Origin of the sequence: Buttiauxella cochleicola (assembly GCF_021282435.1) — a bacterium.
GTDB classification, from domain to species: Bacteria; Pseudomonadota; Gammaproteobacteria; order Enterobacterales; family Enterobacteriaceae; genus Buttiauxella; species Buttiauxella massiliensis.
The window spans coordinates 97736-110942 of the sequence record NZ_JAJSOT010000001.1; the positions used below are offsets into that span (position 1 = coordinate 97736).

General features: G+C 44.0%; 12 protein-coding genes. 8 read left to right on the forward strand and 4 right to left on the reverse strand.

From position 1 onward, the window contains the following. Positions 1–12: 12 nt before the first annotated feature. The 7 genes from LVQ77_RS00450 (at position 13) to LVQ77_RS00475 (ending at position 8778) form a co-directional block, all read left to right on the forward strand. Entirely contained in the window at positions 13–1878 is a 1866-nt protein-coding gene (locus tag LVQ77_RS00450) for a putative nucleotidyltransferase substrate binding domain-containing protein (protein ID WP_232903359.1), read from the forward strand. 2 nt (positions 1879–1880) lie between these two features. Then, entirely contained in the window at positions 1881–2594 is a 714-nt protein-coding gene (locus tag LVQ77_RS00455; RefSeq protein WP_232903360.1) for an exonuclease domain-containing protein, read from the forward strand. Between the two features lie 172 nt (positions 2595–2766). Then, a complete protein-coding gene (locus LVQ77_RS22295; RefSeq protein WP_134183203.1) occupies positions 2767–2844 on the forward strand; it encodes a tryptophanase leader peptide in 78 nt (25 codons plus the stop codon). Between the two features lie 273 nt (positions 2845–3117). Next, positions 3118–4533 (forward strand): tryptophanase, encoded by a 1416-nt coding sequence (gene tnaA / locus LVQ77_RS00460; RefSeq protein ID WP_232903361.1) that lies wholly within the window; start codon positions 3118–3120, stop codon positions 4531–4533. 100 nt (positions 4534–4633) lie between these two features. Then, on the forward strand, positions 4634–5884 hold the full coding sequence (gene tnaB, locus LVQ77_RS00465) for a low affinity tryptophan permease TnaB (protein WP_232863449.1): 1251 nt from the start codon (positions 4634–4636) through the stop codon (positions 5882–5884). 648 nt (positions 5885–6532) lie between these two features. Continuing rightward, entirely contained in the window at positions 6533–7438 is a 906-nt protein-coding gene (locus tag LVQ77_RS00470; protein WP_232863450.1) for an acetamidase/formamidase family protein, read from the forward strand. Beyond that, positions 7435–8778: an APC family permease gene (locus LVQ77_RS00475; RefSeq protein ID WP_151995716.1), complete on the forward strand. Its 1344-nt coding sequence runs from the start codon at positions 7435–7437 to the stop codon at positions 8776–8778. Before LVQ77_RS00470 ends, LVQ77_RS00475 begins: the two co-directional genes overlap by 4 nt. Before the next feature lie 53 nt (positions 8779–8831). Here LVQ77_RS00475 and LVQ77_RS00480 read toward each other — a convergent pair whose 3' ends face one another. From LVQ77_RS00480 to LVQ77_RS00490, 4 genes are all read right to left on the reverse strand, one after another. Then, positions 8832–9755 (reverse strand): dihydrodipicolinate synthase family protein, encoded by a 924-nt coding sequence (locus LVQ77_RS00480; protein WP_232903362.1) that lies wholly within the window; start codon positions 9753–9755, stop codon positions 8832–8834. A 231-nt stretch (positions 9756–9986) separates the two neighbouring features. Beyond that, entirely contained in the window at positions 9987–10634 is a 648-nt protein-coding gene (gene zinT / locus LVQ77_RS00485) for a metal-binding protein ZinT (protein ID WP_232903363.1), read from the reverse strand. Positions 10635–10920: 286 nt separating this feature from the next. Continuing rightward, complete coding sequence (locus tag LVQ77_RS22300; RefSeq protein WP_370644898.1) at positions 10921–11250, reverse strand: helix-turn-helix transcriptional regulator; 330 nt, start codon at positions 11248–11250, stop codon at positions 10921–10923. 350 nt (positions 11251–11600) lie between these two features. Next, positions 11601–12242, reverse strand: coding sequence for a helix-turn-helix domain-containing protein (locus LVQ77_RS00490; protein WP_232903364.1), 642 nt, complete (start codon positions 12240–12242; stop codon positions 11601–11603). Positions 12243–12623: 381 nt separating this feature from the next. Between LVQ77_RS00490 and LVQ77_RS00495 the strand changes: the two genes are divergently transcribed. Then, positions 12624–13169, forward strand: coding sequence for a fimbrial protein (locus LVQ77_RS00495; RefSeq protein ID WP_232903365.1), 546 nt, complete (start codon positions 12624–12626; stop codon positions 13167–13169). The last annotated feature ends 38 nt before the right edge of the window (positions 13170–13207 follow it).

A 13207-nucleotide genomic window follows, 5' to 3' on the forward strand; every position in this document is an offset into this window, starting at 1 on the left:
CGGAGTATGACGATGGAACCGTTATTGCCTAATATCTGCGATTTTATTGCACATGTTTCGCCACTTAACACGCTCCCGGTGGAGGCGCAAAATGAAATCGCGCGCTCCATCAGCATTAGCTATCTGGCGGTTGGCGAGACGCTGCCTTTCGATATTGCGGCTGTTGAGCGCTATCTCTACATCGTACGTACCGGTTCGCTTGAGCAACGCTGGAGTGATGGGGTGCTACGTGCCCGTCTGGGACCAGAAGACTTGTTTGGTTTCACCTTCCTTGAAGGGATTCCGGGTAATCCTGAAGATTGTTACAACGTCACTGCTATCGAAAACACGCTGCTATACCAAATCCCGCATAGCGTGCTGAAATCGATGCTGCAAAAATATCCCCAATACGCGACACACTTTTCGATTAACGCTCATGAACGCCTGAATGGCGCGATGGACATTGTCTGGAGCGATGAAGACAAAGGCATGTTTGTGCGTAAGGTTGGCGACTTGGCGAGCAGCACGATTTCTGTTGTTGAATCAACAACGTCCATACAAGAAACGGCCAGGCAGATGCGCTGGGTCGATCGCTGCTCAACGGCAGTGGTAATGGATGCTGATGAAATTATTGGCATTATCAGTGACCGGGATATGACGCGACGCGTAGTGGCGGAAGGCTTTGATATCTCGCGCCCGGTTAGAGAAGTGATGACTGCAGCACCGATAACTGTGTCATCGGGTGATCTGGTGATGCATGCGGTGGCGCTGATGATGCGCCACGGTGTCAGTAGCTTGCCGGTCGTTGATTGCCAAAAACCAGTCGGCCTACTGACGGCTTCGGATCTGGTGCAACATCATCGCGTGCAGGCTATTTTCCTGATCGAGCGCATTAACCATTGCCAATCTGTCGCTGAGTTAGCCGTTCTTAAAGTTGAACGCCAGGCAATATTCGAAGCTTTAGTGGAGGGGAATTTACGCAGTGGTGTGGTTGAAATGGTGATGTCGATGCTGATGGATGCCTTCACCCGCAGGTTAATTGAACTTGCCCTTAGCGAGTTTGGCGAGCCACCTTGTGAATTCGCATGGATAGTGGCGGGTTCGCACGCCCGAAATGAAGTTCATGTTCATTCCGACCAGGATAGCGCGATTATTTTGCCCGACAGTGCAGGTATTGAAGAGCAAATGTGGTTTTTACGCTTTGCCCGATTTGTTTGCCTGGGGCTTGATGAGTGTGGCTATCCATTATGCACTGGCCATTTTATGGCGTCGGAGAGCCGTTGGTGCCAGCCGCTATCGGTATGGCAAGCCTGTATTCGCAAATGGGTCATTAACCCGGAATATACGCAGCTATTGAATGCGACCGTATTTCTGGAGACGCGCGCATTTTACGGCAACACCTGGCTGCATGATGCATTTCAACAATCGCTGCTGAACGATATAGCAGCTCATCCTGGCTTCTTACGTTCACTCACCCGTGATTCGGCCAATACTTCGCCACCGCTTGGTATCTTTAACAATCTGGTGCTGGAAAAAAGTGGCAACGACAGTAAGACACTTAACATCAAACGCTTTGCGCTAACGCTTATCATCGACTTGTCGCGGATTTACGCGCTGGCAGCAGGGTGCAGTGAAACCAGCACCGAAGCGCGTTTCCATGCCGCACGCGATAAAGGATTGATGTCACCCGGTGGGTGTACAGACATCATTGATGCTTTTCATTTTTTAACCAGGCTGCGTTTTAACCACCAGTTGTCGCAGCTGCGTAAAGGAATTACCCCCGATAACCAGATTGACCCGCGTGAGTTTGGCAGCTTTGAGCGCAAGCATCTGAAAGATGCCTTTCGGATTATTTCCCGCCAACAAGAGCTGGCCCGCATGCTGTTTGTGAAGGGGTAATAATGAGTTTTCTATCGCGTATTTTCCCGCCTTCACGAGAAACTCGTTTGCAGACCGAGCGCGAGCAGTGGCTGCGTGAGCCTGGTTTAAGCCATGCATTAAAAAAGCTATTAGAAGCCCCACTACCAGATTTCAACGCGGCCGTAACTCATGTTCCCTGGTTGGTGTTTGATTTTGAAACCAGCGGCCTTGATGCCTTTACGGATTGTATTTTATCGATTGGTAGTGTGGTTGCCGAAAACGGGCAAATCGGGCTTGCGAGCGCGCAGCACCACTATATTTCCACCAGTAATCCGGTGAATGCGCGTAGCGCGATTATCAATCACATCACTCCGGAAATGCTGCGCGAGGGCGTTGCCCTGGATGAAGCCATGGAGGCTTTGTTCGCGAGCCTGATGGGGCGAGTGGCCGTGGTTCATGGCCGAATGGTTGAGAGGGCGTTTATTAACGCCTGGCTGTTTACGCGTTACGGGCGGGAAGAGCTGCCCTTACTGTGGATTGATACGCTGGAGCTTGAGCGACGTCATCAGCAAGCGGCAAGACGCATGCAGAACGACTTGCGGCTATCGAGTATTCGCCGTGATTACCATCTTCCTGATTACCCGGCGCATCATGCATTGTGCGACGCAGTGGCGACAGCAGAAGTACTACTGGCACAGATCCGCGCGCGCTCGCACGCCCACGACTTGCCGTTTAATGCGTTTCTATGCGATTGAAGTAAATTCTGGGCTGAAGCGAGAGTTAATTGCTGAGACTGCGGTGCAGTTATAATTTAAACCTCAATATGTTTAATTTATGGTGATTTAACTCACAGATAAGCTCACTACTATTAGACAAATATATCCATTGCAATAATGTATTATTATGTTTAACGAGAGTTGATTTATTATGATTATCGTAATTAATTCATATGCAATCTCTAAGTGGTTCAACATTGACACCATTATCGTCAACCATCGCCCCTAGTCCCCCTCCTGATTAATGCGATATAAACAAGCGCAGCTGCTGCGTCATCTGTTTTGTTTCGCATACCCCAAATGATTATGTCCTGTTGGCGAAATACTCACGCCTGATTTCCTATTTGCCTTTATCTGGCAAAGTTTAGGGTTATGGCGGTAATTCTGCCTATGTTTGTGCGGCATAATACCATTAAGGGATACATGCAGCTTATGACAGCCATTCATAATAGGTGAATGACTGCGGGCCCTGCTATATATAAATATGATTAAGGATTTCACAATGAATAACTTCAAACATTTGCCAGAACCATTCCGTATTCGTGTCATCGAACCTGTTAAACGCACTACGCGTGAACACCGTGAAAATGCCATTATCAAATCAGGCATGAATCCATTTTTGCTCGACAGTGAGGATGTTTTTATTGATTTACTGACAGACAGTGGTACGGGTGCTATTACCCAGAATATGCAAGCTGCAATGATGCGTGGCGATGAAGCCTACAGTGGAAGTCGAAGTTATTATGCCTTGGCCGATGCGGTTAAAAATATTTTTGGCTACCAGCACACTATTCCTACTCACCAGGGGCGTGGTGCAGAGCAAATTTATATTCCTGTATTAATCAAAAAGCGCGAGCAGGAAAAAGGCTTGGACAGAAGCAAAATGGTCGCGTTCTCAAACTATTTCTTCGATACCACCCAAGGGCATAGTCAAATAAACGGTTGTACCGTGCGTAATGTTTATATCAAAGAGGCGTTTGATACCTCTACTCGCTATGACTTTAAAGGTGATTTTGATCTCGAAGGGTTAGAAAAAGGAATTGATGAAGTCGGGGCCAGTAATGTTCCTTATATTGTTGCTACAATCACCTGTAATTCTGCTGGTGGGCAACCTGTCTCAATGGCAAACCTGAAGGCAATGTATCAGCTTGCTAAAAAATATGACATTCCGGTAGTCATGGACTCAGCACGTTTTGCTGAAAATGCCTATTTTATTCAGCAAAGGGAAGCTGGCTATAAGGATTGGAGCATAGAGGAAATTACCCGGGAAACATATAAATATGCCGATATGTTAGCCATGTCTGCGAAGAAAGACGCCATGGTTCCCATGGGAGGATTACTCTGTATCAAAGACGATAATTATTTTGATGTTTATACCGAGTGCAGAACGCTTTGTGTTGTCCAGGAAGGCTTCCCAACGTATGGCGGTTTAGAAGGCGGCGCAATGGAGCGCCTTGCAGTAGGGCTCCGTGATGGCATGAATCAAGACTGGCTGGCTTATCGCATCGCGCAGATTCAATATTTGGTAGACGGCCTTGAAGCTATCGGTGTTACCTGCCAGCAGGCGGGTGGCCATGCAGCGTTTGTTGATGCGGGTAAATTACTGCCGCATATTCCTGCAGAACAGTTCCCGGCTCAGGCACTTGCCTGTGAGCTATACAAGGTTGCAGGTATTCGTGCTGTTGAAATCGGCTCATTCTTACTGGGCAGAGATCCTAAAACAGGCGAGCAATTACCATGTCCGGCAGAACTGCTCCGTTTAACCATTCCGCGGGCAACCTATACCCAATCACATATGGACTTCATTATTGAAGCCTTCAGTCATGTAAAAGAAAATGCAGTTAATATTAGGGGATTAACTTTTACATACGAACCAAAAGTATTACGCCACTTTACCGCTAAGCTCAAAGAAGTTTAATTAATTATAATCTGCCTGGAATGGCCATATTTCCCGTGGCCATTCCTTTTCTGCGTGAAGGTATATAGATAAAGAAAAATAACATTAAATAGGAGGCCATATGGAAGATAACTCCAGTGCCAAACATTCATCTTTTTGGGGAATTATGGTTATTGCAGGAACCGTAATTGGTGGAGGAATGTTTGCTTTGCCGGTAGATCTTGCCGGAGCCTGGTTTTTTTGGGCTGCATTTATATTAATAATATCTTGGTTTTCAATGCTGCATTCCGGTCTGTTGCTGTTAGAGGCTAACTTAAACTATCCTGTAGGTTCCAGCTTTAACACTATTACAAAAGATCTAATTGGAAATAAATGGAATATTGTAAGTGGAATCACTGTTGCCTTTGTTTTGTATATATTAACTTATGCTTATATTTCGGCAAATGGTGCGATTATTAGTGAAACCATTAGAATGAATTCAGGGGTTAACATGAACCCCAGGGTTATAGGGATTTCTACAGCTGTTTTTGTTGCTTGTGTCTTATGGTTTAGTTCGCTTGCGGCCAGCAGGATTACCTCTCTATTCCTCGGCATAAAAATAATTGCTTTTATTATTGTCTTTGGTTCACTTTTCTTTCAGGTGGATTATTCGATATTAAGTGGCACAGGTGAGGGTGGTGAGGTTATGCAATCATACTTCCCTTATATTTTTATGGCGCTACCTGTATGTCTGGCCTCCTTCGGTTTTCACGGCAATATTCCTAGCCTCATCATCTGTTACGGGAAGAAAAAAGATAAATTAATAAAAAGTATTGTCTTTGGTTCTTTACTTGCTCTGATTGTCTATCTGTTTTGGTTGTACTGTACAATGGGTAACATCTCACGTGATAATTTCAAAGGGATTATTGCCTCGGGTGGGAATGTTGACTCTTTGGTAGGTTCATTCCTCGGAACAAACCAAAGCGGTATGATTGAGTTTTGTTTACTTCTTTTTTCTAACCTGGCTGTAGCAAGCTCCTTTTTTGGCGTCACGTTAGGGTTGTTCGATTTTCTGGCTGACTTATTTAAATTTGATAACTCACATATCGGTCGGCTTAAAACAACATTACTCACTTTTCTGCCTCCCGCATTGTTATACCTGATTTTTCCTAATGGTTTTATTTATGGCATAGGCGGTGCCGGACTCTGTGCAACAATATGGGCGGTCATTATTCCTGCCATTCTTGCATTAAAATCAAGGAAAAAGTTTCCTGAGCAGATATTTACAGTTTGGGGTGGCCGAGTCATTCCCGCTGTAGTTATTGTCTTTGGGGTAGTTGTGATTTTTTGTTGGTTTGGAAATATGTTAAATATTTTACCCAAACTTGGATAATAAAAACTATGCCGGATAGAAGTCACTGTCTTCCAGACTCGACTCGTCCGGCATCTCTACCCACACTGATGTCATTGCCTGTCGTTGCCTATCATGCACTTGGGCCTCTGGGGTGATTAAGTTGTACAACCTGCGGCTAACACCTCACGGTTCACCGCCAGCAGGAGGGGCAAGAGTGCTCTTTACCTGCTACAAACTTAAATGATAAATATTACATCAGCACTGCATCCGCTCCTAAATTCGATATATCACCCAATACATCCAGCCACAGACTAGTAGAATATTCTTGAGATGGGTTTGTCTCAATTATATATCGCTAATTAATGTTCTTTATTATTCCTGAGCCATGTTGATTTTAGGCAGAAACAGTTAAGCATATCTGCTATAACAATCGACGAATATTGTTCCCAGGCGTTAAAAGGTATCGCTTTCGACACGGTATTAGCCATTGTTAATTAACTCATCATTCATACAACATACCTTGCTGATATTTTGAAGTGTGTAACGAGAAGGTTGTGTTTACTGAAATAATGGCGGGTTTATTTGTTTTAATAATTAACATCAAATAACAAGTTCTACCGCAACAGGTAGGCGATAAATGCAAAACATAAGCGGAAATAGACCGCGCAACACAATATGAAGGCTTTTATGGGCAAGACAATCATTACTCAATTTTCTTATCAGTTTGCAGCAACGAATGAACCCGTTGCTCGGGCGGTCGACGGGGATACGTTAACCTTCAAAACACAAGACTGCTTTTCAGGACGAATTGTTGACCAGTCTGATCTAACCACCTCCTTTAACTACGATACGGCCAACCCTGCAACCGGGCCGGTGTTCGTCGAAAGTGCGCAGCCAGGCGATATTCTGGTGGTCGAAATTCTCGATATCCGTGTTGCGGCACGTGGTGTAGTCACCACTTTACCAGGCTGTGGCCCGCTTAGTGATACCCAGGAAATTCGCACTAAGCCTGTTGAAATCATTGACGGTAAAGCGCTGTTCAACGACCTTCAAATTCCTATCGACCCAATGGTTGGTGTGATTGGTGTTGCCCCGGCGCATGGCGAAGTCCGTTGCGGATTCCCGGGAAATCACGGCGGGAATATGGACTGCAAACAGATTAAGAAAGGTGCGGTGCTCTATTTACCGATTCAGGTAGAAGGTGCGTTATTTGCTCTTGGCGATCTCCACGCGGTGATGGGTGATGGGGAGTTATGCGGTACGGGGCTGGAAATCTGCGGGGAAGTGGACGTACGCCTAACGATTCTTAAGGGGCAGTCTATTCAATGGCCGGTGCTGGAAACGCCAGAAAAATGGTACACCATCGCCAGTGCTGCACAATATCCCGATGCGTTGAAACTTGCCGCTGAGCAAATGCAGTCGCTTATCTGCAAGGCGTACGGCTGGGATCTGACCGACGCTTATCTGTACATGAGTTTGCAAAGTGACACTGAAATTTGCCAGGCATGCAAACCGTGTCTGGTTGATTTGATTGTGCGTATTGGCACACCAAAAAGAATCGATAAGCCGTTAATTTCCCGGAGTGAAGCATGAAGAACGCATCCGCTGAACCAACATTGAAAGTCACTCTGAGTTATAAAGATTTGGTTATCTACGGCCTTGTCTTTATGGTCATCATTGCGCCAATGTCCATTTTTGGTTTTGTCAGTAAAGAAAGTCACGGCATGGCACCGCTGGTGTATGTAGTGGGCGTCGCGTGTATGATTTTTACCGCGTTGAGCTATCGCAAAATGTCCCGCCGCTACCCGATTGCGGGTTCTGTTTATGCCTACGTCAATAAAGCCACTAACCCGCATATCGGTTTCCTTGCAGGCTGGCTGATTATGATGGATTACCTCTTTGCACCGGCATTGCTATACGCAATGACTGCGACCTGGTGTACTGACTTGCTGCCGTTTATTCCAGGCTGGGTGTGGATTGCATTCTTTATGCTGACAAACTGCTGGGTGAATATTCGCGGTATTGAAAATACGGCGAAGGCCGATATTTTCATTTTCAGTATTTCTGCTCTGGCGCTAATTGTGTTCCTGGTAGTAGGCATCAACTATATTGCGCATGGCGGTGGTGTGGGAGAGTTTACCCTGACACCGTTCTATCAACCGAATGTCATTAACCCGCAATTCATTGGTACGGCCGTCACAATTGCAGCGCTCTCTTTCCTTGGTTTTGACGGAATTAGTACGCTTGCTGAAGAGGCTAAAAATCCGACTAAAGATATTGGTAAAGCGATTATTGCCGCGCTATTTATCGTCGGTGGGTTGTTCATTCTGCAGTGTTATATCGCAACGCTTATCCAGCCTGACTTTATGAAGATGGATGCGGATAGTGCCTTCTTTGATGCAGCATTCCTTGCGGGTGGCGCACCGCTGAAGATTTTCCTGCTGGTCGTTAACATCCTTGCGGTGGGCATTGCCAACACATTAGCGGCACAGGCTGCGGCTTCACGTATTGTCTTTGGCATGGCGCGTGACCACTTCCTGCCTTCTATGTTTGCCAAAATCCATCCAACCTACCGTACGCCATGGATCAGTACCATTGCGATTGGTGCGCTGTCTTTGGTTCTCGGGTTATCGCTGTCGATAGACTTCCTGGCGAAGCTGATTAACTTCGGCGCGATGAGTTCGTTTATCATTTTAAATATCAGCGTAATTTGGATGTTCTTTATCAAAGAGAAACGCCGCAATAGTGTGCGTGAAATTCTCTCCAATCTGTTATTCCCGCTGATAGGGACTGCCATTTTGATGTATGTCTGGGTGAATTTCGACTCAGCCACCATGAAGATAGGCTTTACCTGGCTTGTGATTGGTATCGTGATTGGAATGGTGAAGACTCGATTCTATAAGCGTTTACCGAAGCCGGTGGCTCTTACCTGATATGTAGTGTAACTGCGGTCAGCCCACTGGTGACCGCAGTTATTAGCGCGACTTCAGTTCTTTTCCTGAGTGTTAATGACTCCCGCACGATTAAGAATATTTTCTATCTCAACCTTCATCTCTTCCGTTAACGGCGTGGCCGGTGGCAATGAATACACCGGGATATTCAGGCCTGCCAGGCGTAGGGCATATTTCACTGCGTTGTAAAACGGCAAGTCCATACTATAAAGCGGCGGTATCCAGGACAGCGATTGTTGTAATTCAATGGCCCGTGAAAGATCTTGTTTGCGCCATGCATCAAGGATCCCACAGGTCAGTTGCGGGGCGAAGTTCGCGCTGGCGGGGATGCAGCCATCACCACCGAGGATCAATGTTCCCAGCAGGTATTCATCATACCCGGCGAAGATCGCAAAGTCGGGTCTGTCCGGTTTCACCGCGTGGATGGTTTCACGAATATGGGACAAGGTATCCACGGTATCTTTCAGCCCGACAATATTTGGGCAGCTTAGCGCCAGCTCACGAATAACAGGCACCGGGATAGCCTGGCCTGTCAGGGCGGGGAAGTTATACAGAAGAATCGGCAACTCAAGTGCGCTGGCGATGGCTTTGTAATGACTCAGCAGATTTGCATTACTTAACGGGTTGTACCACGGGTTGACCACTACCACGCCACTGGCACCCAGTTTTTGGGCATGAAGCCCGGCATCAATGGTCTGTTGTGTGCCACAGTGGGCAATCCCTATCAAAACGGGCTTTCTACCTGCAACCTTCTTTATACAAAACTCTGCAACCTGTGCCCGCTGTGCTTCAGACATATGGGCAAATTCTCCGGCGCTGCCGAGAAAGAACAAGCCATTAACAGGCGATGAGACCAGGTGTTCAATTAACATTGCCTGTGCGACACCATCGAATTCACCATGCGCATCAAACAATGTAGGAACCGGGGGGATAACACCACTAAAACGAGGTTGCTTCATTAGCTACTCCTGCAGGTTTTTTGAGTTTATTGTCCGTGAAAAGCTCATTGCTGAATCTGTGAATGGTATTAATTGTAGCGGAACGAGAGATTGTGAAAGCCGATTATGTCGCATTACTGAACTGTTGTTTTAATTACGTACATTAATCGTTCGGGGAAAGGGTTTGCGACCACCAGGGGATGATGGTCGCAGGTAAATCAATATGTGTGGTGGTGTGAAATTGATAAACAATCAGTGCTCAAGCATCTCATGGACAACTTGTTCTTTGGACAAATTGTATTGGTAAAACGTCGGCCAGTTATCCATCTCATTGAGTAAGGATTGCTGTGAATCATTCCCCATGAATATATGGAAATGTTCGGATTTACGTGGGGAGATAATATGGTCGCTAAACTGCACGTATTTAGGTGCTTTTGATTGGCTGTCTTTGCATTCAAACAGATAGCGCACGCCTTTTTTCCCTGAAGTGTAAGTCAGGATTTTATAACCGGCGTACGTGTACTGGCAGGAATTTACCGTGTCACCGCGATGGAATTCGATGACGTTATTCTCGATGCCAATCATATCAATATCAGTGGCATAGCCTTTCTTGTAATACTCTTTATATTGCGCCGCAGTTTTGCTGCTATTGTTGCGCGCTTTTTTCTCCATCACCACATCTAAGTCGCCGTTTAACAGATAAGGATTGACTGACTGCCACACTCCATCCCAATCGCTTAGTGCACGATCCTTCACCTGTGTATTTTCAAACACGCCTTCGCTGGCTTTCTTTTCCGTCTCGGTTAAAGACGTTCCATGCGAATGACCATGCGCGAGTGTGTTACCACTACTGAGTAGAATGCCAAGGCTGAGAACCATAGCGGGGAGAGATGATTTCATAAAAATACCGATTGTAAGTAGAAATGTATTGTTATGTTATAACATTTTAATGTTGAGGTGCAATAGAGAGGTTGAATAACCCGGAATATCTGTAGAAGCGTCAGCAAAAATCGGCCTGTTTTATCAGGCTTTCTTCTGGAATCTGTATCATAAACAGAATCAAACATCGGCTTAACCTCTGCATTTCTGGTGTCATTACTGCGTACTAAATCCAGCTTTTCGCGCGATAACTCAAGCAGTAGATTGTCTGCCTTAGGTTTGAAAACTATCTTTTCAACGAGTTTAACTATTTTTTAACGTGTACTTTTTTCATTATGGGACGTTTATGGGCATTAATGGTTTTCACAGATAGCGTCGATATCTCCGCGATATAACATAAGTCTTTTTCCTGGAGCAATAAGCTTAAAACGTAACTCTCCATCGGTGTTAATAGCAGTTTTTTAAAAAGTTGAATAATTCGCTCGATTAATTTTACCTTTATTATATTAATTAAGGCTATTTGTGTGTTAAACACACGTTGTATTTCGCTTCCACGCATTAAATGAATTGAAAAAAGTTGAGAGATAATGTATTCATTCTTTGTCAAAAATGTTTTATCTTCCAGGTTGTTTGTCATAAAAATAATGTCGCTTATCTGACCGAAGTTAAAATGGGGGTTTATTCTTGATAAGTAATTAAAGTTAATTGTTTTAGATTGTCAATGAATTTACTGACTATCGAGTAAAAAATATTACGTACAACTGTATCAAAAAATTGTCATTGCTCCATGTGATAAAATTCATTGCATTTCTCTTTTAAATGTTGGTGGGTGAAAATATATTATAGGAATACTTATCATAAGTGACATAATTACTTATAAATTGATGGTTTAAAAATTCAGACCTAAAAGTATCGGTCAAATTGGAGATAGGGGTTCTATTTTGATTTTTAAATGATGCCATAACTAATTGTTTTAATTAAGTGTTTCTAAAATTTATCTGGTAGGAAGTTTATCTTATTCAGTATTCCATTTTTAATTATAATGTATTCACCGTCATTGAGTTTCTTAAGAATATCCATTACTCTACTGCGAGAAAGCATACTGCGGCTTGTAATGAATTTCACTGCCGTAGTGGAGTAACGCTCTTCAATCGGTAATGATTTTAATAAATTTAAGTGATGTTTTACAATGTGATATGCATCTCGGGCTATTAGGTTAATATCACGCTCAACATAAACTTTGATTATCCTCCCAAGTACAATCGCTACTTCATACCACATTCCTTCCTGTTCAATAATTCTCAACGCTGACTCTCTTGGAACACTCCTTACACTTAACTTACTATGTGCGGAAATTATAATATCAGGTTTATGCGGAACCATTACCAGGCCAAATATTGCTGGGGCCGAAGTCTCTTGGATTAGGAGGCGATCAGGCTGGCGATAAAATGCAAAGGTTCCTGATTCTATTAGTAATATATTTTGCTCGTCACATTTAAAATCGAAAAAAATTTCATTCTTTTTGTAAGTATGCTTCTTGCCAATATCGTTCATGGCGGTAAAAATTTTTTCTACAGCAGCGGTATATTGCGTTTCTACATCCAGTAGATTATCAACCATTTTGTCCATAAAATTCTCACTAAGTTAGTTGTCTCAGCAGTGATCTGCGCATCGATAAATATAACGTATAGTTAATTTAATATATATAGTGATTTTACAGCGTAAGAAAAAATTTCTGAAGTGCTAAGTTGGATTTTTAGTCCGATATTGGATTTAAAATCCAATAAGAGGCGTGCACCCCAGTTGTGTACCGGAAGCATCCTTGTAAGATGCGTGTTGAGATTTCACTCAATTGCGAAAAAAAGTTCCCCGAAGCAATATATAATTCAAGTCCATATTGCCAGGTAGACGAATTCCATTTTCGGATTTTGCCCTTATTGCAAAGGAATTGCTGAAATCTCTTTTAATATTCATTTAACCCAGTGCTTTTATCAAAATTTCGGAGTGTGTATGAACAATAAATCTTTAAATATTCTGAACTTAAGTGTATTTAGCATCGCTTTGCTTACAGCAAACATTGCGTGCGCGGATAATAAAATTACTTTTACAGGAAAAGTAATTGATACAGCTTGTACAGTAGTAGTTAATGATGGTACAGCTACGCTTGATTTAGGTGAAACACCCGTTACCGATCTTGCAGTTGCCGGACAAACAGGTGCACCAAAAACATTTCCTATTGCTTTAACAGCTTGCCCTGCTGCTGCTGCTGGAGTGCCAACTAAGGCATACATTAAATTTAGTGGCTCGACAGAGGGAGATAATACTTATTTTAAAAATGACCTGACAGATGCTGCGGCAGCAGACAATGTTGGCATCTTGATAAAAGATCCAGCAGGAACTGCAATTATTAATAATGATGGCAATACTGTAATCAATATTAACCCGGCAGGTGGCGATCAAACTTATAATTATGTTGCCAGCTTAGTTGCCACGGCACTTGGGGCAACTAAGGGTAATGTTTCTACAGCTGTGACCTATAACGTGAGCTACGAATAAATATATTTCCTACCAGGTTCTGAGATATTTTAATACAG

Coding starts and splice junctions, on each gene's coding strand:
- LVQ77_RS00450 (WP_232903359.1), top strand. CDS start 13: ATGGAACCGTTATTGCCTAATATCTGCGATTTTATTGCACATGTTTCG.
- LVQ77_RS22300 (WP_370644898.1), bottom strand. CDS start 11,250: ATGACAAACAACCTGGAAGATAAAACATTTTTGACAAAGAATGAATAC.
- LVQ77_RS00495 (WP_232903365.1), top strand. CDS start 12,624: ATGAACAATAAATCTTTAAATATTCTGAACTTAAGTGTATTTAGCATC.
- zinT (WP_232903363.1), bottom strand. CDS start 10,634: ATGAAATCATCTCTCCCCGCTATGGTTCTCAGCCTTGGCATTCTACTC.
- LVQ77_RS00480 (WP_232903362.1), bottom strand. CDS start 9,755: ATGAAGCAACCTCGTTTTAGTGGTGTTATCCCCCCGGTTCCTACATTG.
- LVQ77_RS00475 (WP_151995716.1), top strand. CDS start 7,435: ATGAAGAACGCATCCGCTGAACCAACATTGAAAGTCACTCTGAGTTAT.
- LVQ77_RS22295 (WP_134183203.1), top strand. CDS start 2,767: ATGATTATCGTAATTAATTCATATGCAATCTCTAAGTGGTTCAACATT.
- LVQ77_RS00490 (WP_232903364.1), bottom strand. CDS start 12,242: ATGGACAAAATGGTTGATAATCTACTGGATGTAGAAACGCAATATACC.
- tnaB (WP_232863449.1), top strand. CDS start 4,634: ATGGAAGATAACTCCAGTGCCAAACATTCATCTTTTTGGGGAATTATG.
- LVQ77_RS00455 (WP_232903360.1), top strand. CDS start 1,881: ATGAGTTTTCTATCGCGTATTTTCCCGCCTTCACGAGAAACTCGTTTG.
- LVQ77_RS00470 (WP_232863450.1), top strand. CDS start 6,533: ATGGGCAAGACAATCATTACTCAATTTTCTTATCAGTTTGCAGCAACG.
- tnaA (WP_232903361.1), top strand. CDS start 3,118: ATGAATAACTTCAAACATTTGCCAGAACCATTCCGTATTCGTGTCATC.